Here is a 24,310-nt window from a genome sequence, read left to right on the forward strand (position 1 = left end):
AAATGGCATCAAAAAACCTGCAAACTCCAGTCGCAAATTAAAAGTTTCATTAAAAAAATAAGCGAGCAACTTACTTATAAGTAACATCACCAATGCTATTATATCAATGATATTTTTTTACCAAATAAAAAGAAACAGATATGAAATAGCTGCAGTACTACTCATGATAAGCATTGGACTGCTTAATTTGGGGTGGCTGAGTTTAAAGAAAATCCCTGAAACTCCTCCAGGATATTATGAAAATATTGTCATCGAACACCTGCAATTATTCACGAACCTGCGCAACGAGTATCATAATCAGCAACATGAAATGAAGAGTGAAATGCTGTCCAAAGAGCATGCATCTATAGAAGTAGCTAGGATTGCATTAAAATTAAACATATTTGAATCCCGATATCTGGATTTTTGGGTAGCAGAGAGACCGATTATTATTGGTATGTTGAAGCCTTTTGAAGAGCCAAAATATAGAAGCTGGTATGTACACCTTCCTCAAGAAACTCGAAAACTGGTTAACAACATAGCAGATAATCTACACGAGGTTTATCCCAAACTTGCGAAGTGTAATCAAAATGCGGCTAAGGATTATATGGCATTAGTTTCGGGACTGGCGGCACCATCATCTCGCGATAAAGTATCTGCTGCCTTGGTTGCGCAAACCCGAGTAATAATGCGCAATATTTCTCAAGATCAGCATTCTCCATCAGAGATTTGCGATAGTGCAATGGTGTCATATTTTTCTTCGATACAACTGTTATCGAGAACATATAGTGAACTTGCAGATTCTTATCAAGAGCAACTAGAAGCTAATGAATTATTACGTAAAATAGTCAGCACGATATTATCCTTTCTTTTATTTTTAGTTTGCTATAAGTGCCGTGAAAATTTGATAAAAAAGGCAGCAAAATCACTGGGGGTATAATTTTTCTAAACTATTGAAGTTACTGTTATTCGAGTAAGGATTTTTAGGACTAATTAGGCATAAGATCGATTTTTAAATGGAATTTTCTCAAGATGAGCTTGTTAAAAATTTGTTTTTTCCAGAACTATACAAAAGAGATAAGAACAGTCTGGTCAGGTGGGCAAAGAACTAATATTCCGGAGTTCTTCTTCGTGCCGATTACTATTTTTAATGAAGCGACACACCTCTTATTTTTGAAATATAAAAACCACCTCTAAAGGTAATTATCTTTCACATCGCCAAATGAACACTATACCTGCCACCTCTGCTTTATGGATAATTACATTCGTTAGTTCCTGTACTACAGAATCTCAAAGCCATATCGTAATAATAATTATTATCAAGATGCCAAGGGATGATAAACCCCTGATTCAATAAAAGAAAGCAATAATACCTCACTTGAGAGTAACGTTCTTTTTTTACAGATTTATAGCGGAGATAAAGGCTCCTAGCTGATACACTAAAACCAAGCCCCAAATACTTCAACCTTATTTTTTCTGAAATGGTATGACTATTACTCTCCTCATTATAAATTGCAATTACAGGGTCTTCATCATGTTCGCATGCAATATCAAAGGCCCCCAGGGTTCCCAGCCAACTGCCCTGGGTACCACTAAACATGCGTTTATGAAGATAGTATTTATTTATATTTTCAAGAAGGGCTATAACATTCTCCCGAGAAACACCGTTTTTGCATTGAAAGCTTACAAAAACTTTCCGTTCCGCTCCCATAAACCAGTTATCGACTAATCTTTTATAGTAATCAGAAATATTTTTTTGTTCTACGGCGGACATTTTTAGGTCAGGCGTGGGTAAAGTAATCGTATTATTGTTTTTTAGTGACAGCATTACCGCCACTACTCGTTGCAGCATCTTAAATTCGAAAAGCAAACCAGTGCGTATAAGCTGTAACAATTCTCCAGGTCCAGATTCCTTCGCATGCTTATCAATATTTCGAGAGTATTTCCCACATGAAATGACCCCATAACCTACCAGCTCCCGATAAAACTCAAGAGGAGCATCTGCATACTCCAGTGCATAGCAGCATTCGGTCAGACGATACCGGATAAGATACGGTGTTGCTGATAATGCCAGATCTTCATCATTCATGAGATCTTTAATGGTTTGATCAATGAATTCCCCCTCCACACCATTGTTCTCCGCAGCAGTGTAAAGCAATGTGAGACCAAAATTGCTCGCTGTTTGAGTACTCTCGCCATAGTCAGTCCCCTCATCAAAAAACGTACTTACTCCGGACTGTTCAGCATACTCAGTCATCGCTAAAGAAAGTTTGCCATCAACAGACAGAATAATTTCCAGCGCTCCCAGCAGGTAGTGCTTTGCTATCGCAGTCTTTTTTTCCGACATGTTGGCTTCCCGTAAGATCTTATTGATTTTGAGAATAATGCGGGAATACCACTCTGCGATGGGATCTTTGCAAACCTCATTCATCACAATCTGACTAAAGTGAAGATTATCAATGGCATCAAACGCGGCTTTTTGTATCGGAGTTATCGCAGGCATATGTCAATGTCAAAAAAAGTAATATATTAATGACCTTAGATTACACCAAAATACTCACTTACAATCAATTCCTCTTACCAGACTGCAGGCAATCACCGAGCAGTAGTAATCGATAACTTAATCAAAAAGTAATTTCATATAGTTAAGAGAGGAAAAATGAATACAACTATTCAGACAGTGAAAATCCTGCGTATGCCTGCTGTGGTGCGCAAACTCGGTATCGCCCGTGCCACCATCTACGACTGGCTTAACCCAAAGTCACCACGCTATGACGCCACGTTTCCTAAACAACGCCGCCTGGGTATGCAATCTGTCGGCTGGGTGGAATCTGAACTTGATAAATGGATAGAGGAGAATTGCCCTCAGGTTTAATAGCGCCTTTATTCTGACTCTGCATCAGCTATGACAGAGAGTCACGACTGATGCGGAAAATTTAAATTTTTTGTGCATTCTGGAGCCCCCCAATGCCAAAACATGATGATTTTCCTGTTGATGCGTTTCCGCCACTCATCAAAAACGCAATCTGTGAAGCACACGAGGTAACAAAAGCCCCAATCGCTCTGATTGCGGCGTCCGCTCTGGGGGCAATTTCTCTGGCCTGCCAGAATCGTATTGATGTTATACGCCCAGGGAACCATCGTGGCCCCGTATCACTTTTTGTCCTGACTATCGCTGAATCAGGTGAGCGCAAAAGCACCGTTGACAAACTGTTGCTAAAACCATTGCGCGCGAAAGAAGAACAGCTAGAAAATATTCATAATCGGGAATATCAGATTTATTACAAACAAAACCAGATAGCTGTCTCAGTAAGAAAAGCGCTGGAAAACAAGCTTAAAGCACATATTAATCGGGATAAAGATATTACTGAAATAAAATCAGCAATAATGGCCCTTCAGTCTCCGGCCCCCCCTGTCAGACGCAAACTGACGTTCAACGATGCCACACCGGCTGCCATTAAAGCATTCCTTTGCGGTGGCTGGAATGCTGTGGGTGTGATGTCCGATGAGGCAGGAACAATTTTTGGTGGTCATGCACTTAGCGAATTGCCGTTTATCAACACAATGTGGGATGGCGAGAGATTTAGCGTCGAACGTAAAAACGAACCCGACGCGGTTATTAGCGACGCCCGTATGACGTTATCATTGATGGTTCAGCCTGAAGCCTTCCGTGATTACCTTGAGCGTAAAGGCAGCATGGCTAAAGGTGTCGGCTTTTTTGCCCGGTGTCTGATTAGTTTTCCGACATCCACACAGGGTTCACGCCTGATCACCGTACCAGTGACATCGCAGGAACACATTCCTAAATTTCACGACCGTCTCATGGAAATTATTAACGAAAGCCTGGCCACTAACATTAGCGAGCGCCTTTCTCTTAAATTTTCACCTGAAGCTGAAAAAAGTTGGATCAATTATTATAATCAAATTGAAACCAGTATCGGTATTCAGGGCAAAAATGGGCTGAGTGACTTCAAGGATTTTGCGTCAAAGTCAGCTGAAAATATTGCGCGTATTGCTGCATTAATACATTACTTTGAGGGCAATACGGGAGATATTTCTGAATGTGCAACTCAATCAGCCATAGAAATTTTTAGCTGGTATGGCTTTGAGCATCAGCGCCTCTTTACCAAAGTAGATACTGCTGAAACACCAGAACAGGATGCAATGGAACTTCTGACCTGGATTGAGGTTAAGTATCGCGAGCGCCTTTCAGTTGCTCTTGATAAAAACTTTATTCGTCGCTATGGCCCTAACAGACTTAGGACTGGAGGGAAAATTTACATGTTACTGGACTGGCTTCAAAGTCAGCGTAAAATAATTATCTTTAAGCAAGATAATAAAACTTTGGTTTACCCGAGTTGGGCATCCACCCCCAACTATACAGGTCAAACCTTCAGCCGCTTCTGACTCTTTTTGGTTAAGGAAAGGCAGGTATTATATATTTTTCTTGCGTGTTATATGGCCTTACCGGCCAGGACCTGCATTAACTAAGACCTAAGGTTAAACTATATGAAAGGCAGAGGGACGAGCCCTCTGCCTGCGTTACATTTGGCCGGTTCCAATCACTGACGGATTCCGTTGGCTGCATCCAAAAGAACGTCCATCTCCATAGTGCTTTGTGTACTCTTTTGCCAGGTACATTGCTCTCTGACGTGCTGTAACATACTGCTCTTCATGCTCATGACGTTTACCTTCTATCCAGCCACATGGGTGTTCCGGAAAATGAACCAGGCCAGCATAGGCCTCCCAGGGTAATTTCAGCGCACTGCACCAGGCTTTCTGGATAACATTCGCCAGTGAATCTATACCATCGTTGCATTGAGGCTGATAATCTCCCAGCGTATGGAAGGTGTCCTTGTTTACCAATAGCATCACATGGTAATGCCGGTTGCCATCCACCAGGCCATATTCTCTGCACCAAATATAACGTATGGACGTCAGATTCTTACAGGTAAGTCCTGCATGCCTTCGGGCAGTCATCTGAGCATTTGCATGGTATTTCAGCGAATCAAAGAAGCGCGAGATAACGCGCTCATCACGACGACCAGTACCGTCAGTCGGAAACCGCAAATCAAAACGAAATGTAGAAAGCCTGGGGTATTGATCAGTCGCTGCTGCCAGTGTTCGTTCTACGCCATCAGTGTATCGCGGATCGTATGTATATTTCGAATTCATAACTTTAGCCTTAGTATAATTTACATCTGTATCCCGAATAAGTTAGAGACAAATATCATTCATTTTATAATAACAACCCCCAACGGAATTCAATATATTTTCTGCATTACACACTCACCTTCTTTTTATTTAATAATACCAATACGGAGCGACTTATCACCCAACACCGCCACCGGAGGCAATAGAAGCAAGCAAAACCATCGTAGAACACATCATTTTATTTTCTGGAGTTATTTCTTAAATAAAATAAATCACAAGAGAAAGCTAACCATTTACTCATAGGCATTTTTTTGATACTAACTCATCTCATATGCAAGACACGTAAAAAATTACATAAAGAATACACAGTCGGTTACTATGAGATTGCGGCAAAAACTGAAAATAAAAAAATACAGATATATATCACCTTAACGACAACCATCTGGAGTTGTCGATAAGGAGGATAGTCTGGATATTACTGTATTACAGCATCTCTTTGACGGGATGTATGCCCTGGCGGTGGAAGGTACCGCCGTCACGGACTCTGCCGCAGTGCTGGCCGACAGTTACCTTCAGAACGACATGAGTCGTAATGATGCGGCTGAATCGCTGGTGCTGTACGAGTCCCTGAAAGCCTGCGGCTCCGGCTTTTCTTGTGGTCTTACCGGTGGCGCGCTGCTGCCGTTGACCGTCACCGCCGACGTCTGCTCTTCGCTGTTCATCCAGATGCGGCTGTGTGCGGCCGTTGCCATCATCGGAGGCCATGACACTGCAGACCCACGGGTACGCCTGCTTTGCTGGGGCGCGCTGGCCGGGGATGCCTGCTCGGATGCCATCAGTGGCATCATCACCCGGTTACTGACCCGCGCACTGAGCCAGTCTCAGGCCGAGACCGCTCTGCTGACAGTGGTTCGCGACGCATTACTGCTGAAAAGCAGTCAAGTGTTACTCAGGGAAAGCCTGCTGCTCCCGTTACTGGGCGGGGTAATCAACGGTGGTGCCGCCTGGCTCGTCACCCGCCTGACGGGGCAACTCGCCATTCGTCTGTTTATTCCACCGGTAACTCCGCCCTGTGCAGCATAATCCTCTGTATTTCATTTTCGGACATCACCTGTCCGTCATTACTCGTATAACACGCTGATTTTCCTGACGCATCGGCCATGTCCTTACAGGCGGGTTTGTTATCGTTTTTGTCCTGACGATACAGACCTGAATGGAGGGCTAATGGCCGTTTATCGCGAAGATGCTGACCTGCGGTTTCTGGGGCGTTGTGAGAATGAGGACCTGGATTTACTGGTCAGCCTCATTACCCATGACCCACGGGACAAAACCCTGCGCTGGACGGAAACGCTGTCCGGCAGCGACAACTACAAACGTTTTTATCCAGCGCACCGTAATTACTGGCAGGAGATTGCCGCTGAAATCCAGGCCTTTGGTGCCAGCAGTATCGCCAGTGTATTCAGGGGTGGGAAAGGCGTGCTGTATCGGGAAGTGTTATGCGATGTCTGTGACCATACGGGCGTGAAATACAGGAAGGAGGAGGCAACCGAAACCGTTGAGCTCTCCCTGCTGATGAAGATGCTCGAAAAAAGCCTCAGCGAAATGTCCCCGACTGAGCTGCAGGAGTTTGCTGACAGCATGGGTACGGAACTGACCGCACCGACAGCACCGCTGATTTTAATGGCCATACAGACTGCCGTCCGGTCTTCCGGTTTTGCAGCCTACCGTCTGTCGGTCGTGATGCTCAGTACGCTTGCGAAGGTTGTACTGGGGCGCACGCTCCCCATCGTGACTTATCTGACCCTGACCCGCTTTATCAGTGTACTGGCCGGGCCGGTTGGTATCGCCCTGAGCACCGGCTGGCTGATTGCCGATATGGCAGGCCCGGCACGGCGGGTTACGGTTCCGGCCTGCCTGCTGATTGCTTGTCTGCGTCAGCAGTATCTGTACAAATCAATGTAATCAACGGAAACCCTTCAATATGTCTGCGGAAGAAAAACAGCACGATCGCATGGCATCACGGCTGGCGATCATCATCAGTCGCCTGCTGATGGGGGAACGGTTGTCAGTTAGTGGGTTGTCTCAGGAGTTTCGTATCTCGGAGCGCACTCTGCGCCGGGATTTTCGTGAACGCCTGAGCTGCCTGGAACTGACATACCAGCAGGGGTGCTGGTCACTGGCCCACCAGCACGAAGGCCTGCGCACCAACCGGCATATTCTGCACTTTGCACGAGTAACCCGCACGGAGCAGCTGTTCCCGGCGATGGATAATCGTCTGATATCTGTGCTGACTGACAGCTCCGTAGAGCCACCTTTTATCGTCTGGCAGTCTCCACCGGAGCGCAAGCCCGGTCCCTTCGGCAGTTTCTGGCGTATCACACAGGCCATTCTGGAGCGAACTCTGCTGGATCTGACCGCAGAGGGGCAGCAGTACCGCTGGTTCGCACCTTATCGCCTGATTTATTTCGAGAACGGCTGGTATCTGGTCGGAGAGTACGCCCGGCAACTGCAGGTCTTTCTGCTGGAAAGCATTACCGATGTCTGCCTGACACCCAGGCAGTTTCTGCGCAGAAAACACATCGATGCCCTGACCGCCGACCCACATTTCATTCACTCACTGCCGCACTTCCAGTACATCCGCACTGTACTGGCAGAAACGGAAAATTAAGGATAATCATGAAAAAAATCGCATTTTTACTGGCGCTGCTTTCTTCAGCGCAGGCCAGCGCAGCCGTAAACCAGTGGACCCGTACCTGGGTTCAGGGGGGCACGGAATACCGGATACAGAATAAACAGAGTGCTGAACTGCTTCTGACCTGTTCACCGCACGACAATGTGTTCGTCCGGTACACCGCGCCTGATGGCAAAACGCTCACCAGCGGCAATGATGATGGTCGCAGTCTTGAGGCGCAGACAGACAACAGCGACACGTTTCTTATAAACGACACACTGTCTGATGCAGGGGGGAGTAACTTCGAGGCCTTCTGGAATGCAGTCAGAAAATCACAGCGGATTCATATCACTGCGACCGGCCTGACCTCCACAACGTTCACCTTCAGCAATGCCGCCCGGACCCTGCCTGAGTTTGATAAATCAGGCTGTCTGACCCGTATGTGAACCTTTACGACTCCAGCAAATATAAGGAAAAAATAATGAAAACAGCAATGAGTGCCCTCGCCGTGGCACTGATAATTTCACCTCTGCTGCACGCAGCAGAGGCCCCGGTCAGGATTGGTCTGGAGCAGGTTAAAAATCCGTATTACCCGAATCTGCATCAGCAGCGTGTTCACGTTCAGTCGCTCACGGACAGCGTCACCATTAAGGATGTTGTCGTTAACCGGGGGAACTGCCCGATTCAGAAGATGCCCACGGTCTACGCAGGTAGTAAGCCTGTCCCGCTGGTACCGTCAACGTTGCCTTACGGGAAAGAGATTGCCGTCTACATTAAAGGCCCATGCAGTGTGGCGGAGATTAACGTCATCACCAGTCAGGGGGACTGGCTGATGAAGTACTAGTTTCGTCTGAACAATATCTGGTCTGACAATCAGTTGTCAGACCCTGTTGTGCTATCAGTCGTAATATCAAAAAAATCAGGTATTAATACTGCGTATTAATAGCCATTATAAACCCCTCCCCCGTAAGGTCCCTCCCCTTATGAAGGATTCGCCATACTATATATCTCATTACTTCATTATGTTAGCGTCCTGCCACTGCTTGTCTGACCGCTTTGTGCCAAAAGCGGACGCTACGATTCCGCAGTGATTAAACCCCCAACCCCAAAAGACCTGTTGAAATGGGGTCAGCAAAACAGATACATTACGCACGTTGTTACCTTGTATCATCAGGATGCCGTTGACTGTGTTTTTTAGCCGTGAAGTCATTTCCAGAATCGTGCTTATCATCATGGCTGTTGCCGTGCTGAGCAGTTCGCTTATGGCAAAACCACAGGCTGTCTACAACGTCCAGGATACAACGACCATCAGTGACCATCAGCACGATAGCGATGAACCGCTGAATGAGCACGATCCGCTGCTGTTCCACTCGCACGGTAATGTGCACCACCTCAATGCCGATCATTCCCACGATCTGAACAAACTCTTCACCCTGACTGCTTTGCAGGCCTGGAACGCGGGCATACGGGCGACCTTTGCGCTGAGTTCAGAACAAATTCTGCGAATGCCACAGGCCACCCCCGAACGCCCTCCGAGATCCCTGTTTGCGTAATAACTGCTGTTAATTCGTTATTATTCAAACTGTAAGGATTTTGTATGAACACCTGCCTTAATTTACAAGGCCGGTTGAGCGGTGGCCTGTTTTCGACTCAGGCGCGTTCGGCTTGTCTGTTTTTCATATTGTTATTGCTTTTCTACAGCCAGGGTGCGGCCGCACATGGCGTAGCCGAAGGCGACAAAGGGTACATCCAGGAAATCACCGGGATTAACATCATCCCGTTTATCTACCTTGGCGCGAAGCATATGGTGACCGGCTACGATCACCTGCTGTTTCTGTTCGGCGTGATTTTCTTTCTCTACAAAATGCGCGATATCGGGCTGTACGTCAGCCTGTTTGCTATCGGACACTCCACAACGCTGCTCATTGGGACGTTCTTTGACATCAGCGTAAGCGCTTATCTCATTGATGCCATTATCGGACTGTCTGTGGTCTACAAAGCCCTTGATAACCTTGGCGCGTTCCAGCGCTGGTTTGGCTTTCAGCCTAATACGAAGATGGCGACGCTTATCTTTGGTTTCTTCCACGGCTTTGGCCTGGCGACCAAAATCAAGGAGTTCGAAATTTCCCCCGATGGCCTGTTCGTCAACCTGATTGCCTTCAATGTCGGGGTCGAGATAGGTCAGCTTCTGGCGCTGAGCGCCATCCTTATCATCATGAGTTACTGGCGGCAGACGGCGAGCTTTTTCCGCCATGCCTACACCGCCAATGTGGTGATGATGAGCGCCGGTTTCCTGTTAATGAGTTACCAGATTTGTGGCTACGTTTTAGCCTGAGGGAGAAAAGAGAATGTATAACACCGATTTACCGACCCGCGCAGAGCTGCCATCTGCGATGAAGCTGATGCAGTCCACTATCCTGGCGGCTATTGTTGCTTTAACGCTGCTGATAACCATCGTGATGCCTTCAGAATATGGTATCGATCCAACGGGCGTTGGCCGCCTGCTGGGCCTTAAACAGATGGGCGAAATCAAAACGCAGCTGGCGGAGGAAGCCGCCACGGACAAACAGGCGAGTACGAGCCAGTGGGGGCAGTCAACCACTCCGACGAATGAGCGCCCGGTGGCGGATAACCCGCCGACAATCACGCAAAACAACTACCCGGAGCTGAGCGTTCCGGCGACAACTCGTGCGCCAGAAGCCCCAACTGCCGGTTCTCAGCGCAATCAGCTGTTAATTACTCTGAAACCGAATGAAGCGGCTGAAGTTAAGATGGAAATGCGTAAGGATGCCCGGGTGACTTACCAGTGGACAAGCTCTGGACCTGTCAACGTGGATGCACACGGCGATCCGGTTAACGCACCGAAAGGGTTTTACCACGGCTATGGTAAGGGCCGCCAGATAACCTCAAAGGATGGTGTGTTGCAGGCGGCCTTTGACGGTAAGCATGGCTGGTTCTGGCGAAATCGTGGTTCAAAGACGATTACTATCCAGCTTGATACCAATGGCGAATACCAGAGCATTAAGCGCGTAATCTGATTAATCGGGCCCGTATAATGCGGGCCCATCTTATTCATTCCGGCAATACAAGACTTTACACTTTCGCCTCTTACATCCTCCCCGGGGGGATGCTAATCTTTTCTCTATGTTATGAAGACTGCCTGAGAGAAACGCCAGCGATGTATCTGATGTTTAAACGTTCACCCCGTTATATTCTGATGATTGTCATCATGGCCGTTGGCATGATGATGTCGTCGATGGGCACGTTTGCGTCACACGGTACCAACGGCCTGACTGGTTACGAGATGAATCTGCATGATGCAGAAGTCACCATGACAGTGCAGGATCACTCCCACGACTCGGATATCCCTCAGTCTGGTCACGCAGGCCATCATCAGACAGACCATTTCCATGAAACCCCTCAGCAGCCGCCCTCTGTGGAGATCTCCCTCTCTCCTGTAGCAGACAGATGGTTGCCGCTTGCCGATCTTCGCAGCCCGGTTAAGGCCACGGACATCATTTACCGCCCTCCAAGCACCCGCCAGATCTGATGGCTGTTGCCGGTAGCAGTTTGCTTCCTGGCGTTTACCAACTTCAGATTTAGCGGAGAGGCTATGTACACAGACTCCATACAGGCGCGTCGCGAGATTGCGCGTAATTTTACTGAACTTAATTATCGAATTACCCCTCTGCACTGGCAGACACTGTGCATGGGCGTTAATCGCGATCTCCAGGCCAAAAAACTGCGTCCGAACGTCCCTGTTCCTTCACGACGTAAGGTCATTCCGTTCCTGAAAATGATGCACAAAGAAACGGGCTCGATGTTGAAAGCCATTCTTGCCTTTGGTTTCGATGGCCCCTGGACCTCCAGCGGTGGTTCGTTTCGTCTGGCGCGAGAAATTGGGTTCGATATTGCCCACCATGCAAAAAACATTCATCACAAAAACGGTACCGTCACCTTCCTTGAAATTGGTGCTGCCTGGGCAGGTTTTCGTGCTGAAGAAGCGACCAGCCATCAGGCGGCAATTTCCGGACTTGCCCAGAGCTTCAGGGAGCAGCTCGGGGAGAGCGCATTCCTGCATTTCACCAATCTCACGCCATGGCACGAATCGCTGCCAAAGGGGGTGACTGAGCATCCCTACGTGACGGCTGCCGGGCTGTGCGTACTGGAGAAGCAGGGAGTTCGGGCCGGTGAGGTCGATATTATCTACTCTCAGGCCGCAGCCTATTTCGAACAGGATTACACGGCATTCCTTCGCAGCGCAGCCCGTCTGCTGAAAGGGGATGGCGTCTTAATCTTCAATCATGATCCTGTTCTGGCGAGCGCGATGGATGAAGTCGCGTGGGAGCAAGGACTCCGGCTGGTTCGACGTAAGCAAATGGGCGGAATGAATGGCGCGATTGCCCGTTATCACCGGCTTCGTTCATCCCCGGTGAGTCAAATGGTTTTCCCTGGGGTAAACCGTGAACAGGACGATGAAGTGGTCTGTGAATCACTGGTTATGTCGGCACTTCGTCGCAGCGTGGAGGTGTAACGCCCGATATGTTGACGCGCAGACATTTTCTCACCACCACAGGAGCGTTGCTGATGACAACATTACTGCCGGGGGAAACCCTGGCAGCCTCTCTGGCCGAAAAAGTCAGTGATACATGGCAAAGAATTATCGCTCGCCGCACTGCTAAGGAGACGATAACGCCGGGCTGGATTTTACAGTCGCTCGGGCTTCAACCGGGCTCAACGGAACTGCGGAGAGCCATTTTTGAACTGGTCAGGCGAATGCCCTATCAGCTTGGGTCATGGAATAACCAAAGCATGAGCCTGTTTGAGCAGGGTTTTGGCGACTGTCGTCATAAAGCCGCCGCGGCCGAACGATTGCTGGTTGCCGGTGGGATTACAGCAAGGCGAAAACTGGTGCAGTTTGACTGGGCTGACTTGCCCGTTCCTCCGGAAATACTGGCTATTTTGCCGCAAACCCAGGGATTTCATGACACCGTGACTTTTGAGTTAAACGGGAAAACATGCCTGTTTGATGCCACCTGGGATATAGCCCTGCGCGGCGCGGGCTTCCCGGTGATGCCTTCCTGGGATGGCAACTCTGATACCTGGTCGGTGACTTCCCGGATGTCGACGCAGCAAACCGTACAGATGCCACAGCCCGGGCAGGATATTTACAGCGCTAACCAGATGAGCTGGCCTCAGCGCGAGAAAACCATGGCCTTCAATCAGGCGCTGAATAGCTGGCTGGACGACGTTCGGGCTAACCGTGATGACTGGTGCACCATCGTCCATAGCGATGTTGAAGCCACACGGCTGAGTCTGAAAACCTGCCTGGGACTTCTGAGTTAACACCTTTCTCGTCAGAAGGGGCTTCGCAAGGAAGCGGTGATAACACCTTCGACACTTTTTATGCTGCTTCAGGTATAACGCTGGGATACCTGAAGCTTTTTTTATTCAACATATCAGATGGTTGGTAAATCACTCATCCTCCCCACCAGGATAATGCTTGTCATTTTTTCCAGGTCCCTCTATGCTTTCATCATCCCCCCGGGGGGGATGTAAATTTAAGCCAAGAGAATTCCTGATGCTCAATATTCTTTCTAATCGTACCTATCGCCACCTGTTTATGGCACAGGTTATCGCCCTTATCGGCACCGGTCTGGCGACCGTCGCGCTGGGGTTGCTAGCTTATGATCTGGCCGGAGACAGGGCTGGTGCTGTGCTGGGTACCGCGCTGGCTATCAAGATGAGCGCCTACATTCTGGTTGCGCCGGTAGCGGCGGCCTTTGCCGATAAATTCCCGCGTCGCACCATGCTGGTGACGCTGGACTTAGTCCGCGCTCTGGTGGCGATCGCGCTGCCTTTTGTCACTCAGATCTGGGAAATCTACATCTTGATCTTCTTCCTGCAGTCTGCTTCGGCAGCGTTTACACCGACTTTCCAGGCGACGATCCCGGACATTCTCCCTGACGAACGTGAATATACCCGGGCGCTGTCTCTGTCACGCCTGGCCTACGATCTTGAAAGCGTTATCAGCCCGATGCTGGCGGCGGCGCTGCTGACAGTCATGAGTTTCCATAATTTGTTTGCCGGTACGGCAGTCGGATTCCTCGCCTCTGCGGCTCTGGTTGTTTCCGTGTCGTTGCCAAAAATGAAAGCGTTAACCGTCAAACGCAGCGTCTATGACAAAACGACGCGAGGCATGCGCATCTTCCTGAAAACACCAAGGCTGCGTGGTCTGCTGGCACTCAATATGGCCGTAGCAGCGGCAAGCGCGATGGTTATCGTCAATACCGTTGTTCTGGTACAGGCTGACTTTGGTTTATCACAGCGCTCGACTGCCATTGCGCTGGCCTTCTTCGGTGTCGGGTCGATGGTGTCTGCACTGGTTCTCCCGAGACTCCTCGACAAAATGCGCGACCGCATGCCGATGCTTGTGGGGGCCGCGCTTTTGGTGATTGGCCTGGGGCTGGGTATTTTCCTGATGGATTACTTCACTCTGGTTGTGCTTTGGGCATTGCTGGGCGTCGGATATTCACTTTCTCAAACCCCCAGTGGCCGCCTGCTGCGCCGCTCATCAACGGCGGAAGACAGACCCGCGCTATTTGCCGCTCAATTTGCATTGTCGCATTCATGCTGGCTGGTGACTTATCCGCTGGCCGGATGGGTCGGCGCGACATGGGGCACACAGGCTTCGTTCATCGCGTTGACCATCGTAGCGGCGCTGTCGTTGCTCACCGCCGTGCTTATCTGGCGTCCTGAGCATGAAGAATATGTTCAGCTGCACAGCCATACCGACGCCGAAACGAATAATGCATCCACTCATGAACATGATTTCGTCATCGACGATGAACATCCGTCATGGCCGAAGAAAGAGAAGTAATTTCCCTGAAAGACAACCAGGCAGGAGAGGATAAGCCGATAAAAAATGTGACCATAGCGATGATACACATTATCTTATCCCCTCCACCTGGAGAGGATAAGATATGACTGTTCACGCATCACACCCTGACATTATTAAAAGACTTAAGCGTGCCGCCGGGCACCTGAAAAGTACCATCCAGATGCTCGAAGATGAAAAAGCGTGTCTGGATATCGCCCAACAGCTGCATGCGGTTGAAAAAGCGATAACGAATGCAAAGCGTACCTTAATTCATGACCATCTTGATCACTGCCTGGAGGATGCGCTTCATGCCGATCATGCCGGAACTGAAACAACGCTAAGCGAATTTAAAGAGATCACCAAATATCTTTAAGGCAAGCGAAACATGACTGATTTTTCTGCTCTTCTGCAGCAAGGCGTAGCCAATGCCTGGCTGTTTATTCCCAGCGCTATCCTGCTGGGTGCGCTGCACGGACTGGAGCCAGGACACTCCAAAACGATGATGGCGGCGTTTATTGTGGCTATTCGTGGAACGGTGAAACAAGCGGTTCTGCTGGGACTGGCGGCGACCATTTCGCACACCTCTGTGGTCTGGCTCATTGCCATGGGTGGGATGTATGTCAGTCAGAAATTCACCGCTGAATCTGCGGAGCCCTGGTTCCAGTTAATTTCGGCCATCATCATTCTTGCCACGGCAGCATGGATGTTCTGGCGTACCTGGCGCGGTGAGAAGCTATGGAAAATGGAGCAGGAAGAGGAGCATTCCCACGGTCATCACGAACATGATGAAACCCGGATTATAGATACCGGCCACGGCAGCGTTGAACTCTCTATTTTCGAGGAAGGACAGCCACCTCACTGGCGTTTACGTACGCTCAGCGGCAGAAAGTGGGAAGCCAGCAACATTTCTGTAGCCACAAGGCGGGGCAATGGAACCTATTCTCAGGTTTTCGACTTCGTTGAAAAAGACGGGTTTATGGAATCAGCCCTGGCGATCCCTGAGCCACACAGTTTTGATGTGCGCCTGTCTTTAGGCCATCGTGGGCATGTACACGATTATGATGTGGAGTTTCGCGAGCATGAGCACGGTCACGACCATGACCACGATCACTCCGCACTGGAGGGGCTGGATGTTAATTCCCGCGAATACCAGGACGCTCACGAAAAAGCCCATGCGAACGACATCAAGAAACGTTTTGCCAATCGCAGCGTAACCACCGGGCAGATTATCCTGTTTGGGCTGACCGGCGGACTTATTCCTTGCCCGGCGGCCATCACCGTTCTGCTGCTCTGCATCCAGGTGAAGGAATTTACGCTCGGTGCCGCGCTGGTACTGTGTTTCAGCATCGGCTTAGCAATTACGCTGGTTTCTGTGGGTGCAGCTGCGGCGTTTAGCGTTCGCCAGGCAACCAAACGCTGGAGTGGCCTGGATACTCTGGCACGCCGTGCCCCATACTTCTCAAGCGTACTGATAGCCCTGGTCGGCATTTACATGGGCTACCATGGCTGGATCGGCGTTACCCGCTGATTTTCTCTTGTAAAAGCCACATGCCTGAACCCACCAATTGGTGGGTTTTTTATCTCTGAAGCCTGTCACATTTTCATCCCCCACAGGGGATTGCAATTGAGCTTTTATAGCCGCTCATTTATTATAAAGGCATCCCCCCTGGGAGGATGTGAAATCATAAATGGAACCTGCTATGCAAAAACAATACTTCAGTCAGATTCGTCGCCAGCTCGTCAACGTCACCGGCGTGTTGCTCGCTTCATTCATCGTCATTCCAGCCCTGGCAGCGCAAGGCGGTTTCTCCGCAGAGAAAGAGCCAGTCGCCACTGAACGCATGTATGCCGGTCATAAGGTTCAGCAGGAAAACAGTCAAAGCCGCATTCAGGCCGTGCCGTCGATGCACGAAGGGGCGTGGATCACACTGGAAGGCAATGTCATCAGCCAGCAGCAGGAAGAGTGGTATACGTTCCGCGATCCAACCGGAACCATCAAAGTTCGTATTCCACAGAAAGTCTGGAACGGGCAGCACTTCGATGCGCAGGATTTGGTGCGTGTGAGCGGGCAGATAAGCCGTGAGAATGGCACTACGAGCCTGAACGTTGAGGTGATCAAAAAGCCTTAAATTTGAAGGATCATGAGTATGACGAACTACATTGTCCAGTTCATATGTAGTTCGTCATTTGAATGTCCGTTGATCGCTCATAGCAGACATTAGCTAGCTGTTGCATCCCCCAACAACAAAGAGTTTTCCCCTGCAACACCAAATCAATGCAGAAAGGCCGCGCTTCTTTACCGGAAGCGCGGCCTTTCTGCATTTATGCCATTAACCACAAAGGAGTTTTATCATGAAATTAGCCAGCCGCTTCGGACGGATTAACCAGATTCGCCGCGACCGCCCACTGACAAATGACGAGTTGATGGTCCATGTACCCAGTGTATTTAGTACTGACAAGCACGAATCCCGCTCGGATCGCTACACCTACATCCCGACCATTACCCTGCTTGATAGCCTCCAGCGTGAAGGCTTTCAGCCGTTCTTTGCCTGCCAGACCCGAGTGCGTGACCAGAGCAAGCGAGAGCACACGAAACACATGCTGCGCCTGCGCCGGGTAGGGCAAATAACCGGTAAGCAGGTACCGGAAATCATTCTGCTCAACAGCCATGACGGCTCCAGCTCATATCAGATGTTGCCGGGGCTATTTCGTGCAGTCTGCCAGAACGGGCTGATTTGCGGTGAGAGTTTTGGTGAGGTACGTGTGCCACATAAAGGCAATGTGGTGGAGAAAGTCATTGAAGGGGCTTACGAAGTGCTGGGGATATTTGACCGGGTGGAGGAGAAGCGGGATGCCATGCAGTCGCTTTTGTTACCTCCACCAGCACAGCAGGCGATGGCAAAAGCGGCATTAACCTATCGCTTTGGTGAAGAGCATCAGCCGGTGACGGAATCGCAAATCCTTTCCCCGCGCCGCTGGCAGGATGATAGCAACGACCTATGGACCACTTACCAACGCATTCAGGAGAACTTGATAAAAGGCGGACTGTCAGGACGAACGACGAAAGGTCAGCGTGCTCAAACCCGTGCTGTCAAAGGTATCGACGGAGACGTAAAGCTCAATCGCGCTCTGTGGGTGATGGCTGAAAATATGCTTCAACTTGCTTCATAAACGACTTTAACTATTACCTCCAAGGCCCTGTCATGTCAGAGATAAATCTACCTCCTGATCTTCCGGTAACTGAAGCACGCACCATTCGTCGCGCTCTCCGCTTACTGGAAAAATATCAGCGCCAGCCTGGCGAACAATTTAATTCCACTACCTTCACCAAAACCTGGCTACAACTGCGTCTTGCTCTGCAGGAGCGCGAAGTTTTTCTTGTTTTATATCTCGATAATCAGAACCGTCTTCTGGAATGCGAGACGCTCTTTACGGGCACGATTAACCATACCGAAGTCCATCCACGCGAAGTGGTGAAACTGGCACTACGCCATAACGCTGCCGCTGTGATTCTGGCCCATAACCATCCATCCGGAGAGACAGAACCGAGTAAACAGGATCGAAACATCACTCAACATCTGGTGAACGCGCTGGCTATGGTAGAGGTGCGGGTGCTGGACCATCTTATTGTTGGCATCGATGTGCTTTCTTTTGCTGAACGTGGCTGGCTATGAGGCTAACCATGAAAATCATCGATAAAAAGGCCGCGATGGCGATTCAGCGACAGCATCCGGATTCCCGGATCTTTCGCTACTGCACGGGCAAATACCAGTGGCACGGCAGCGCCAGTCATTATACCGGTCAGGATGTCGCGGAGATTTCCGGTGTGCTGGCGGTTTACGCAGAACGCCGTCGTGACAACCACGGTCCGTATACACGCCTGATGTGCATCACCACCAACTGACACTAAATAAGGAGTAGAAAAATGCAAAATTCATGGGGACTGAAGCGCGACATCTCGCCGTGCTTCGGTGCAAGGCTTGTGCAGGAAGGCTGTCGCCTGCATTTTCTGGCGGACCGTGCAGGTATTAGTGGTACGTTTAACGAGGAGGAGGCACTGCGTCTGGATCAGGCATTTCCGCTAGTGATGAAACAGCTTGAATTGATGCTGACAACCGGTGAACTAAATCCGCGCCATCAGCATTGCGTCACGTTGTATCATAACGGACTAACTTGTGAAGCTGACACTCTCGGCTCTCATGGCTATGTTTACATCGTTATTTATCCTCAGGCATTTGCAACCAGGTAACACCTTCTCTTCTTTTATCAGGATCCAACTCATGCAAATTTTCATCTGTACCGGCCACGGTGCCGGTTTCGTCACGCCTGTCGCCCGTAATGGTGTGGCAGCAGTTGTTAACGTATCTGCTGGAGCACCACTACGGCCTCACACTCAACGACACACCATTTCATGACGACACGGCCATTGAGGAGCATATCGATGCGGGGATAACGCTTGCCGATGCTGTTAATTTCCTGGTCGAAAAGTACGAACTGGCTCGTATCGACCGCAAGGGATTTACATGGCGAGAGCAACCCCCCTTCATTACTGCAACGGATATTCTGCGTGCCAAAAAGAACATCGGGCTGTTGCCCAGATCTTAAATTTTTCTAAGTACATGCTGCTCATGTGTTGCTATTTCCGCTACAGTAGCGGAAATAGCAACGGCATCGCATCTGACATTAAAAAAAATCAAATAAATATTGATAATATTTCTCATTTTACCATGAGCAAAGATCGAAGCCTTATGAGTCCCTAAGTGCTGTAAACCAATCTCTCATTTCTCACCAAAAGAAGATGGTAAAAATTTTAGGCACCTTCTTAGGCACCAACGAAAAGTTGAATTAGACATTAATTCAATAAATTCATTTAATTACAAACTCAATTCAGACTCCGCCAGCAAATTTTTAGTTGTTTGAAGTTCAATGAAGTCTACTAAGCCCGCACAGCACAAGCTCTGCGGGCTTTTTTACGTCTATTGTCGTCCAGTGAGAATTGCTGAGAACTACGAGTTATGGCACCCTGAATGGGACCCACTAAGAAGGGTCCAAAAACCGAGGGTCCCAAAATGGCAAAAATCGCTAAGAAGCTCACTGACACTGAAATCAAAAGCACCAAACCTGCCGAGAAAGAGGTTAACCTTTTTGACGGTGATGGTTTGATCCTACGAATCGCCCCCTTCTCGAAAGGAGGGAAGAAAAATTGGTATTTCAGATATGCAGTGCCTGTGACTAAAAAGCGAACTAAGATGAGCTTAGGAACCTATCCTCACCTTACACTTGCGAAAGCTCGGGCTGAAGTGGTTTACTGAATCAATTAACGCGGCCTTTTTACTGGCTGCTGATGCGACCTCATCCGTCACCGTTCCCGTCTCAACTGCATTCCCATTTTCATCAAGCGTGACAGTCATTATTTCGCCCTCACGATGAAATTCCATGCAATATTTCGCGGGCGCGTTTCCGACGCCACACGGGCCGACCCGGCACCATTCGTGGTAGACCATGTAGCGTTATCAATTGAAAAGACAGAAGGTTGTGAACCTCTGTCTGTATCGCCACCAGGGTAAATGGTGTAGTAAGCATGGGTGTGATCCTGGAGTGCATCCGCCTGCCATTGCCCCATCGCGCGACCAGCATCGACACCGCGCCCGTTATCCCCCCCCTGACAAATTCACCACGCATATCGAAGGGTAATTTCATTGACGGATGAAGCCGAGCCAGAAGGGGATAGCGGGAGCCGTCAAAGCTTTGCCCCATATAGGGGATAAATTCCATCCCCATATCCGTGTACTTGAGCGGCTGAAAGAAGAGCGAGGACTGCCTGAGCAAATCAGAGTCGATAATGGCCCGGAGCTTATATCAGTTAACCTGCTGAATTACTGTGAATATAATCATATTACACTGTGCCATATTCAGCCGGGCAAACCGCAACAGAACGGATTCATTGAGCGGTTCAATGGTTCATTCCGCCGGGAGTTTTTAAACGCTTATTTGTTTGAATCATTGAGTCAGGTCAGAGAGATGGCATGGTTCTGGCAGCAGGATTATAACCGGAACCGTACTCATGAAAGTTTAAATAATCTCCCTCCGGAGATGTACCGGAAACAGTTAGAAAATTCTAATCATGAGTGTCTCAGATAACGGGAAGTGGACAGCTGCTTCTGCAGGGAATTATCTTCACCACAGTGACATTGCCCGGCGTCACATACCGTATCCCGCTGTGATGGTGCTCTTCATTGTACCAGTGGGTAAATTTATCCACCCACTGACGTACTTCACTCACCACAGTCTCTGAATTAAAGATACTTCAAAGGTACGATAGAGTTAGCAGATGGGGTAAAGGAACTGAAGCCTGACATGAAGGCGATTAGACTTCAGTTCCCGGCACTGCTAACTCAGTGGCTGGTGACATCTGAAATAACAACGTCATTGCCATCAGACCCGCCACCGAGGGTAATTTCATATGTATGCCCGGCAACAGGAGTCACAGACGCGGACCATACACGATCCGAACTGCTATACATGCCTTTTTCCGTAAACACCCACTGAATCGAATATACTTCGCCAGCTTTCACTCTGTACTCTTTGTAGCTTTTAGATGCAAATCCCGGCGAAACGGGCCCACTTCCGTTAACTTTCTTTCCGTAACTGGACTTAATCCCCATAATCGAGAAGCGAGCATTAACACTGTATTCTTTACCTGGCTCGCCCGACCATTTGACGGTATAGGGAACAGGCTCGAGAAGCTGACCGGATGCCTCTCTCAGGCTGGTATAAACAGGGCTGTTGTCAAAGCGTAAATAGGCTGCATTCGCGCCGGTATAATCCGGTAAAACTGGCTGGAACGATGCTGCACAACCAGTAAGGAGGAATGGGAAAATTACTGCAACTGCATAACCTTGAATTAAAGAGCTTTTCATATAATACATCCATGATTGATAAATCATTTCCGTTATCGGCACATGGGAAAAAAAGTACAGAACATTCTGCCAGAGTGTTCTTTGTGAGAGATTTAATATAAGACTACTTACCGAAACCACACGAAGATGCATTCAGCGCGAACCCAACGCGCCAGATTTGTTTCCCGGCACCTGTCTTTCCCGGTCCGCAAGTGTGCTACCGTTTACCGTGCCCGCCTCCGGCGTGGCACTTTCATTGTTCTGCATTCAGACAGCAATACCCGCGTCGTGGAAGGTGTGCAGCAAGGTGGTGCCGTCTTTGGATATGGCCAGTTTCCCGGCCTGTTCTGCCCGTTGTCGTCTGAGGCATGCATCTTCAGCAGCCAGTTCACTTTCACTATCTAACGAACTTACTTGTTGCTGCTATTTGCTACTCCAGGCATAAAGCTTGAGTTCACGGGTAGCGGCACCAATGCATTCAGCAAGCTTCAGGGCTTCATCGCGGAATTTGTGTGTGTTGTTTGTGGGCTTTTTTGGCCGCTGATACTGGTTTTTCATGAGCCACCGCTGGTTGAGAGTTTACTCACTTAGTCGCGGGTCCACTAATGCTGGGTAATATCAATCGCTGGCACGCAATTTTCTGAACCTTCAGCAAACATTATTGCCTAATGAATACATTCAGCAAAAGACAGGCCAGCATATGATAACCTTTTTACTCATTTCAGGAGTTCTGGTTTCCTTCGGGTTGGTGTTAACCGGCATGATAAAAATCTGGATTGGCGTCTCAAACAATCCGGATTAATTTTAACTCAACGTTGTTCTGGAAAGTAATTTATCAATTTTGGAAGGGAATTTTTGTACCACGTTGACGTTCCTCCGTCGAAAATTATGGCTACGTTCTGCCTTGATTCGCCAGCCTTTATCAGCTGGCTTGTACCCATTTCCCCAATGAAAGCTTCTGTTGTCTACCACCTATTCCTCCCTCTTCTCTGCTGCAGTAAGACCAGCCCCGGATAACAGATCATCAACTCAGTGTCAGCTAAGTCTCACCCGGTAATCTCAGAACCACGCAAGAGATGCGGATAATAATGACCGGAGAAAGACCATGAATATTAAAATGCTGCTGACTTCCACTGTACTGGCCCTGGCCTCATTTACTGCAGCCTCTTACGCACAGGCTGCCACAACCCAGTATTGCAACCCCAATTACCACAGCTGCGAGGCTCCATTTACCCTGAATAAGGATAAAATCGCCCCGGCCGCCCACCCGGCTGCACAGACCTGCGCCCCCAATTATCACAGTTGTGAAGCTCCGTTTAACCTCAATCCGGGGCAGATTGCCAAAAAAACCGGCAGCACCAGCCATTACTGCAACCCTAATTACCACAGCTGTGAAGCCCCGTTTAATTTATAAACCGCCCTGTTATTACTCTGCCCCTGCCGGCGCTGCCACTTTGCAGCGCCGGTTATTATTTATTGCCCGCCACTACTATTTTCAGCCACGCCCCAGGCCACATTCCCAGCTATACTTTCTACTGAAATTTCTTTTTTAATGACCAGCAAAAAAAGGATATTTCCCGACAAAAATATAATAAACACTCAGTGTCAGCTAAGTCTCACCCGGTAATCTCAGAACCACGCAAGAGATGCGGATAATAATGACCGGAGAAAGACCATGAATATTAAAATGCTGCTGACTTCCACTGTACTGGCCCTGGCCTCATTTACTGCAGCCTCTTACGCACAGGCTGCCACAACCCAGTACTGCAACCCCAATTACCACAGCTGCGAGGCTCCGTTTACCCTGAATAAGGATAAAATCGCCCCTGCCGTCCACCCGGCTGCACAGACCTGCGACCCCAATTATCACAGTTGTGAAGCGCCGTTTAACCTCAATCCGGGGCAGATTGCCAAGAAAACCGGCAGCACCAGTCATTACTGCAACCCTAATTACCACAGCTGTGAAGCCCCGTTTAATTTATAAACCACTCTGTTATTACTCTGCCCCTGCCGGCGCTGCCACTTTGCAGCGCCGGTTATTATTTATTGCCTGCCACTACTATTTTCAGCCATACTCCAGTCCACATTCCCAGCGATACTTTCTACTGAAATTTCTTTTTTAATGACCAGAAAAATGACATTTCCCGACAAAAATATAATAAGTACTCAGCATTGGCTAAGTCTCTCCTGGTAATCTCATAGTCACGCAAGAAAATGCGGATAACCATTACCGGAGATAGACCATGAAAAACGTAAAAACTTTCGCCATTATTACCCTTGCTCTTGCTTCTTTATCTGGTTCCGTTTATGCCAGTGGGCTTAACTCATTTTTTGCAGACCCTGGTGATGCGCTGGCAAGAGTGTCACCACAGCCACAAGAAATCAGCCCGGCACAAGCTGTTAACCACCAAAAAATTGGTACAATTGCTGTCACTCAACAAGGCTTTTCTGTAGATAATGCGTCGCTGAAACATGAAGCGGCAGAGCAAGGCGGGAAATACTATGTTATTACTGGTTCACAAGGCCAGACAGATCACAAAACCATTGAAGCAACGCTGTATAAATAACCCGTGTTTGTTTGCCAATAAGAATGGATGTTCTTCATCCATTCTTATTATTTACTGACAAGCCATTTTCATCTGGCAGACACAAGCGGTGTGATTCAGGGGATAATAATGCCAGAGAGAAATGAAACCCCGCGAATGAGGGCTTAAGTATGTAAATAAC

33 protein-coding genes and 3 pseudogenes are annotated in these 24,310 nt (G+C 48.8%); 30 read left to right on the plus strand and 6 right to left on the minus strand.

The window, feature by feature from the left end; all coding sequences use genetic code 11:
• Positions 1-163 precede the first annotated feature (163 nt).
• Complete coding sequence (locus MPHASIOC01_RS15075; RefSeq protein ID WP_127348427.1) at positions 164-919, plus strand: hypothetical protein; 756 nt, start codon at positions 164-166, stop codon at positions 917-919.
• A 309-nt stretch (positions 920-1,228) separates the two neighbouring features.
• On the opposite strand, the gene MPHASIOC01_RS15080 is transcribed toward MPHASIOC01_RS15075, so the two are convergent.
• Positions 1,229-2,482, minus strand: a complete 1,254-nt coding sequence (locus tag MPHASIOC01_RS15080; protein ID WP_032642893.1) for a hypothetical protein — start codon at positions 2,480-2,482, stop codon at positions 1,229-1,231.
• Positions 2,483-2,638: 156 nt separating this feature from the next.
• Between MPHASIOC01_RS15080 and MPHASIOC01_RS15085 the strand changes: the two genes are divergently transcribed.
• Positions 2,639-2,854: an AlpA family phage regulatory protein gene (locus MPHASIOC01_RS15085; RefSeq protein ID WP_032642895.1), complete on the plus strand. Its 216-nt coding sequence runs from the start codon at positions 2,639-2,641 to the stop codon at positions 2,852-2,854.
• Positions 2,855-2,946: 92 nt separating this feature from the next.
• Positions 2,947-4,386 (plus strand): YfjI family protein, encoded by a 1,440-nt coding sequence (locus MPHASIOC01_RS15090; protein WP_045370402.1) that lies wholly within the window; start codon positions 2,947-2,949, stop codon positions 4,384-4,386.
• Positions 4,387-4,521: 135 nt separating this feature from the next.
• Here MPHASIOC01_RS15090 and MPHASIOC01_RS15095 read toward each other — a convergent pair whose 3' ends face one another.
• Positions 4,522-5,154, minus strand: coding sequence for an inovirus Gp2 family protein (locus tag MPHASIOC01_RS15095; RefSeq protein ID WP_071957397.1), 633 nt, complete (start codon positions 5,152-5,154; stop codon positions 4,522-4,524).
• Positions 5,155-5,652: 498 nt separating this feature from the next.
• Here MPHASIOC01_RS15095 and MPHASIOC01_RS15100 point away from each other — a divergent pair, with 498 nt between their 5' ends.
• The 21 genes and pseudogenes from MPHASIOC01_RS15100 to MPHASIOC01_RS15200 form a co-directional block, all read left to right on the plus strand.
• The gene (locus MPHASIOC01_RS15100) at positions 5,653-6,216 is read left to right on the plus strand and encodes a hypothetical protein (RefSeq protein WP_232933361.1); all 564 of its coding nucleotides are present in this window, start codon (positions 5,653-5,655) and stop codon (positions 6,214-6,216) included.
• Between the two features lie 141 nt (positions 6,217-6,357).
• Complete coding sequence (locus tag MPHASIOC01_RS15105; protein WP_032642899.1) at positions 6,358-7,095, plus strand: DUF3944 domain-containing protein; 738 nt, start codon at positions 6,358-6,360, stop codon at positions 7,093-7,095.
• Between the two features lie 19 nt (positions 7,096-7,114).
• A complete protein-coding gene (locus tag MPHASIOC01_RS15110; protein WP_032642901.1) occupies positions 7,115-7,801 on the plus strand; it encodes a WYL domain-containing protein in 687 nt (228 codons plus the stop codon).
• Between the two features lie 8 nt (positions 7,802-7,809).
• On the plus strand, positions 7,810-8,250 hold the full coding sequence (locus tag MPHASIOC01_RS15115; protein ID WP_032642904.1) for a hypothetical protein: 441 nt from the start codon (positions 7,810-7,812) through the stop codon (positions 8,248-8,250).
• A 35-nt stretch (positions 8,251-8,285) separates the two neighbouring features.
• Positions 8,286-8,648, plus strand: a complete 363-nt coding sequence (locus MPHASIOC01_RS15120) for a hypothetical protein (RefSeq protein ID WP_032642906.1) — start codon at positions 8,286-8,288, stop codon at positions 8,646-8,648.
• Between the two features lie 331 nt (positions 8,649-8,979).
• The gene (locus MPHASIOC01_RS15125; RefSeq protein ID WP_196239799.1) at positions 8,980-9,357 is read left to right on the plus strand and encodes a hypothetical protein; all 378 of its coding nucleotides are present in this window, start codon (positions 8,980-8,982) and stop codon (positions 9,355-9,357) included.
• Positions 9,358-9,401: 44 nt separating this feature from the next.
• Positions 9,402-10,139: a HupE/UreJ family protein gene (locus MPHASIOC01_RS15130; RefSeq protein ID WP_009654087.1), complete on the plus strand. Its 738-nt coding sequence runs from the start codon at positions 9,402-9,404 to the stop codon at positions 10,137-10,139.
• A gap of 13 nt (positions 10,140-10,152) precedes the next feature.
• A complete protein-coding gene (locus MPHASIOC01_RS15135) occupies positions 10,153-10,842 on the plus strand; it encodes a hypothetical protein (RefSeq protein ID WP_029602877.1) in 690 nt (229 codons plus the stop codon).
• Positions 10,843-10,991: 149 nt separating this feature from the next.
• Positions 10,992-11,354 carry a hypothetical protein gene (locus MPHASIOC01_RS15140; RefSeq protein ID WP_223610883.1) on the plus strand — a complete coding sequence of 121 codons (363 nt, stop codon included), beginning with the start codon at positions 10,992-10,994 and terminating at the stop codon, positions 11,352-11,354.
• A gap of 63 nt (positions 11,355-11,417) precedes the next feature.
• The gene (locus MPHASIOC01_RS15145; RefSeq protein WP_029602875.1) at positions 11,418-12,338 is read left to right on the plus strand and encodes a hypothetical protein; all 921 of its coding nucleotides are present in this window, start codon (positions 11,418-11,420) and stop codon (positions 12,336-12,338) included.
• Positions 12,339-12,391: 53 nt separating this feature from the next.
• Positions 12,392-13,150, plus strand: coding sequence for a hypothetical protein (locus MPHASIOC01_RS15150; RefSeq protein WP_029602874.1), 759 nt, complete (start codon positions 12,392-12,394; stop codon positions 13,148-13,150).
• Positions 13,151-13,385: 235 nt separating this feature from the next.
• Entirely contained in the window at positions 13,386-14,684 is a 1,299-nt protein-coding gene (gene nirA / locus MPHASIOC01_RS15155) for an MFS transporter (protein WP_029602873.1), read from the plus strand.
• A gap of 103 nt (positions 14,685-14,787) precedes the next feature.
• Entirely contained in the window at positions 14,788-15,057 is a 270-nt protein-coding gene (locus tag MPHASIOC01_RS15160) for a metal-sensing transcriptional repressor (protein ID WP_009653703.1), read from the plus strand.
• Between the two features lie 12 nt (positions 15,058-15,069).
• Positions 15,070-16,212: a nickel/cobalt efflux protein RcnA gene (locus MPHASIOC01_RS15165; RefSeq protein WP_029602872.1), complete on the plus strand. Its 1,143-nt coding sequence runs from the start codon at positions 15,070-15,072 to the stop codon at positions 16,210-16,212.
• Between the two features lie 160 nt (positions 16,213-16,372).
• On the plus strand, positions 16,373-16,813 hold the full coding sequence (locus MPHASIOC01_RS15170) for a YgiW/YdeI family stress tolerance OB fold protein (RefSeq protein ID WP_135695985.1): 441 nt from the start codon (positions 16,373-16,375) through the stop codon (positions 16,811-16,813).
• Positions 16,814-17,033: 220 nt separating this feature from the next.
• Entirely contained in the window at positions 17,034-17,855 is an 822-nt protein-coding gene (locus tag MPHASIOC01_RS15175; RefSeq protein ID WP_032642912.1) for a DUF932 domain-containing protein, read from the plus strand.
• Positions 17,856-17,887: 32 nt separating this feature from the next.
• Positions 17,888-18,358, plus strand: coding sequence for a DNA repair protein RadC (gene radC / locus MPHASIOC01_RS15180; protein ID WP_032642914.1), 471 nt, complete (start codon positions 17,888-17,890; stop codon positions 18,356-18,358).
• Positions 18,359-18,366: 8 nt separating this feature from the next.
• Positions 18,367-18,588: a DUF987 domain-containing protein gene (locus MPHASIOC01_RS15185; RefSeq protein WP_032642916.1), complete on the plus strand. Its 222-nt coding sequence runs from the start codon at positions 18,367-18,369 to the stop codon at positions 18,586-18,588.
• A gap of 21 nt (positions 18,589-18,609) precedes the next feature.
• Positions 18,610-18,933, plus strand: coding sequence for a type IV toxin-antitoxin system YeeU family antitoxin (locus tag MPHASIOC01_RS15190; protein ID WP_032642918.1), 324 nt, complete (start codon positions 18,610-18,612; stop codon positions 18,931-18,933).
• On the plus strand, positions 18,918-19,289 hold the full coding sequence (locus tag MPHASIOC01_RS15195; protein WP_271057262.1) for a TA system toxin CbtA family protein: 372 nt from the start codon (positions 18,918-18,920) through the stop codon (positions 19,287-19,289). Before MPHASIOC01_RS15190 ends, MPHASIOC01_RS15195 begins: the two co-directional genes overlap by 16 nt.
• A 464-nt stretch (positions 19,290-19,753) precedes the next feature.
• Positions 19,754-19,981, plus strand: a pseudogene (locus MPHASIOC01_RS15200) (integrase arm-type DNA-binding domain-containing protein); the annotation flags it as partial.
• 113 nt (positions 19,982-20,094) lie between these two features.
• Here the strand turns inward: MPHASIOC01_RS15200 and MPHASIOC01_RS15205 are convergent.
• The gene (locus MPHASIOC01_RS15205; RefSeq protein ID WP_353612864.1) at positions 20,095-20,307 is read right to left on the minus strand and encodes a hypothetical protein; all 213 of its coding nucleotides are present in this window, start codon (positions 20,305-20,307) and stop codon (positions 20,095-20,097) included.
• Between the two features lie 158 nt (positions 20,308-20,465).
• On the opposite strand from MPHASIOC01_RS15205, the pseudogene MPHASIOC01_RS15210 reads away from it, so the two are divergent.
• Positions 20,466-20,825 (plus strand): annotated as a pseudogene (locus tag MPHASIOC01_RS15210) (transposase); the annotation flags it as partial.
• Here the strand turns inward: MPHASIOC01_RS15210 and MPHASIOC01_RS27680 are convergent.
• Both MPHASIOC01_RS27680 and MPHASIOC01_RS15220 read right to left on the minus strand, forming a co-directional pair.
• Complete coding sequence (locus MPHASIOC01_RS27680; protein WP_405027737.1) at positions 20,818-20,970, minus strand: integrase core domain-containing protein; 153 nt, start codon at positions 20,968-20,970, stop codon at positions 20,818-20,820. The pseudogene MPHASIOC01_RS15210 and the gene MPHASIOC01_RS27680 sit on opposite strands and share 8 nt — an antisense overlap.
• A 109-nt stretch (positions 20,971-21,079) precedes the next feature.
• Positions 21,080-21,604, minus strand: coding sequence for a hypothetical protein (locus tag MPHASIOC01_RS15220; protein ID WP_353612865.1), 525 nt, complete (start codon positions 21,602-21,604; stop codon positions 21,080-21,082).
• Between the two features lie 126 nt (positions 21,605-21,730).
• Between MPHASIOC01_RS15220 and MPHASIOC01_RS15225 the strand changes: the two genes are divergently transcribed.
• Positions 21,731-21,988, plus strand: coding sequence for a hypothetical protein (locus MPHASIOC01_RS15225; RefSeq protein ID WP_353612866.1), 258 nt, complete (start codon positions 21,731-21,733; stop codon positions 21,986-21,988).
• On the opposite strand, the pseudogene MPHASIOC01_RS27685 reads toward MPHASIOC01_RS15225, so the two are convergent.
• Positions 21,884-22,148, minus strand: a pseudogene (locus tag MPHASIOC01_RS27685) (IS3 family transposase); the annotation flags it as partial. The gene MPHASIOC01_RS15225 and the pseudogene MPHASIOC01_RS27685 overlap by 105 nt on opposite strands.
• Positions 22,149-22,283: 135 nt before the next feature.
• Between MPHASIOC01_RS27685 and MPHASIOC01_RS15235 the strand changes: the two are divergent.
• The 4 genes from MPHASIOC01_RS15235 to MPHASIOC01_RS15250 all read left to right on the plus strand — a co-directional run bounded on the left by MPHASIOC01_RS15235 (position 22,284) and on the right by MPHASIOC01_RS15250 (position 24,150).
• Positions 22,284-22,385, plus strand: coding sequence for a YnaM/YnfT family protein (locus MPHASIOC01_RS15235; protein ID WP_353612868.1), 102 nt, complete (start codon positions 22,284-22,286; stop codon positions 22,383-22,385).
• A 303-nt stretch (positions 22,386-22,688) separates the two neighbouring features.
• Entirely contained in the window at positions 22,689-22,997 is a 309-nt protein-coding gene (locus MPHASIOC01_RS15240) for a hypothetical protein (protein ID WP_353612869.1), read from the plus strand.
• Between the two features lie 261 nt (positions 22,998-23,258).
• Complete coding sequence (locus MPHASIOC01_RS15245) at positions 23,259-23,567, plus strand: hypothetical protein (protein ID WP_064600786.1); 309 nt, start codon at positions 23,259-23,261, stop codon at positions 23,565-23,567.
• 259 nt (positions 23,568-23,826) lie between these two features.
• Positions 23,827-24,150 carry a YdgH/BhsA/McbA-like domain containing protein gene (locus MPHASIOC01_RS15250; RefSeq protein ID WP_064600788.1) on the plus strand — a complete coding sequence of 108 codons (324 nt, stop codon included), beginning with the start codon at positions 23,827-23,829 and terminating at the stop codon, positions 24,148-24,150.
• Positions 24,151-24,310: the final 160 nt, after the last annotated feature.

The organism is Mangrovibacter phragmitis (assembly GCF_040429585.1).
In the GTDB taxonomy this organism is placed as follows: domain Bacteria; phylum Pseudomonadota; class Gammaproteobacteria; order Enterobacterales; family Enterobacteriaceae; genus Mangrovibacter; species Mangrovibacter phragmitis.

Bases quoted from the DNA above. Each gene is read 5' to 3' on its own strand.
- MPHASIOC01_RS15075 (WP_127348427.1), top strand. From the start codon at position 164: ATGATAAGCATTGGACTGCTTAATTTGGGGTGGCTGAGTTTAAAGAAA.
- MPHASIOC01_RS15080 (WP_032642893.1), bottom strand. From the start codon at position 2,482: ATGCCTGCGATAACTCCGATACAAAAAGCCGCGTTTGATGCCATTGAT.
- MPHASIOC01_RS15085 (WP_032642895.1), top strand. From the start codon at position 2,639: ATGAATACAACTATTCAGACAGTGAAAATCCTGCGTATGCCTGCTGTG.
- MPHASIOC01_RS15090 (WP_045370402.1), top strand. From the start codon at position 2,947: ATGCCAAAACATGATGATTTTCCTGTTGATGCGTTTCCGCCACTCATC.
- MPHASIOC01_RS15095 (WP_071957397.1), bottom strand. From the start codon at position 5,154: ATGAATTCGAAATATACATACGATCCGCGATACACTGATGGCGTAGAA.
- MPHASIOC01_RS15105 (WP_032642899.1), top strand. From the start codon at position 6,358: ATGGCCGTTTATCGCGAAGATGCTGACCTGCGGTTTCTGGGGCGTTGT.
- MPHASIOC01_RS15110 (WP_032642901.1), top strand. From the start codon at position 7,115: ATGTCTGCGGAAGAAAAACAGCACGATCGCATGGCATCACGGCTGGCG.
- MPHASIOC01_RS15115 (WP_032642904.1), top strand. From the start codon at position 7,810: ATGAAAAAAATCGCATTTTTACTGGCGCTGCTTTCTTCAGCGCAGGCC.
- MPHASIOC01_RS15120 (WP_032642906.1), top strand. From the start codon at position 8,286: ATGAAAACAGCAATGAGTGCCCTCGCCGTGGCACTGATAATTTCACCT.
- MPHASIOC01_RS15125 (WP_196239799.1), top strand. From the start codon at position 8,980: ATGCCGTTGACTGTGTTTTTTAGCCGTGAAGTCATTTCCAGAATCGTG.
- MPHASIOC01_RS15130 (WP_009654087.1), top strand. From the start codon at position 9,402: ATGAACACCTGCCTTAATTTACAAGGCCGGTTGAGCGGTGGCCTGTTT.
- MPHASIOC01_RS15135 (WP_029602877.1), top strand. From the start codon at position 10,153: ATGTATAACACCGATTTACCGACCCGCGCAGAGCTGCCATCTGCGATG.
- MPHASIOC01_RS15140 (WP_223610883.1), top strand. From the start codon at position 10,992: ATGTTTAAACGTTCACCCCGTTATATTCTGATGATTGTCATCATGGCC.
- MPHASIOC01_RS15145 (WP_029602875.1), top strand. From the start codon at position 11,418: ATGTACACAGACTCCATACAGGCGCGTCGCGAGATTGCGCGTAATTTT.
- MPHASIOC01_RS15150 (WP_029602874.1), top strand. From the start codon at position 12,392: ATGACAACATTACTGCCGGGGGAAACCCTGGCAGCCTCTCTGGCCGAA.
- nirA (WP_029602873.1), top strand. From the start codon at position 13,386: ATGCTCAATATTCTTTCTAATCGTACCTATCGCCACCTGTTTATGGCA.
- MPHASIOC01_RS15160 (WP_009653703.1), top strand. From the start codon at position 14,788: ATGACTGTTCACGCATCACACCCTGACATTATTAAAAGACTTAAGCGT.
- MPHASIOC01_RS15165 (WP_029602872.1), top strand. From the start codon at position 15,070: ATGACTGATTTTTCTGCTCTTCTGCAGCAAGGCGTAGCCAATGCCTGG.
- MPHASIOC01_RS15170 (WP_135695985.1), top strand. From the start codon at position 16,373: ATGGAACCTGCTATGCAAAAACAATACTTCAGTCAGATTCGTCGCCAG.
- radC (WP_032642914.1), top strand. From the start codon at position 17,888: ATGTCAGAGATAAATCTACCTCCTGATCTTCCGGTAACTGAAGCACGC.
- MPHASIOC01_RS15185 (WP_032642916.1), top strand. From the start codon at position 18,367: ATGAAAATCATCGATAAAAAGGCCGCGATGGCGATTCAGCGACAGCAT.
- MPHASIOC01_RS15190 (WP_032642918.1), top strand. From the start codon at position 18,610: ATGCAAAATTCATGGGGACTGAAGCGCGACATCTCGCCGTGCTTCGGT.
- MPHASIOC01_RS15205 (WP_353612864.1), bottom strand. From the start codon at position 20,307: ATGGGGCAATGGCAGGCGGATGCACTCCAGGATCACACCCATGCTTAC.
- MPHASIOC01_RS15220 (WP_353612865.1), bottom strand. From the start codon at position 21,604: ATGAAAAGCTCTTTAATTCAAGGTTATGCAGTTGCAGTAATTTTCCCA.
- MPHASIOC01_RS15225 (WP_353612866.1), top strand. From the start codon at position 21,731: ATGCATTCAGCGCGAACCCAACGCGCCAGATTTGTTTCCCGGCACCTG.
- MPHASIOC01_RS15235 (WP_353612868.1), top strand. From the start codon at position 22,284: ATGATAACCTTTTTACTCATTTCAGGAGTTCTGGTTTCCTTCGGGTTG.
- MPHASIOC01_RS15240 (WP_353612869.1), top strand. From the start codon at position 22,689: ATGAATATTAAAATGCTGCTGACTTCCACTGTACTGGCCCTGGCCTCA.
- MPHASIOC01_RS15245 (WP_064600786.1), top strand. From the start codon at position 23,259: ATGAATATTAAAATGCTGCTGACTTCCACTGTACTGGCCCTGGCCTCA.
- MPHASIOC01_RS15250 (WP_064600788.1), top strand. From the start codon at position 23,827: ATGAAAAACGTAAAAACTTTCGCCATTATTACCCTTGCTCTTGCTTCT.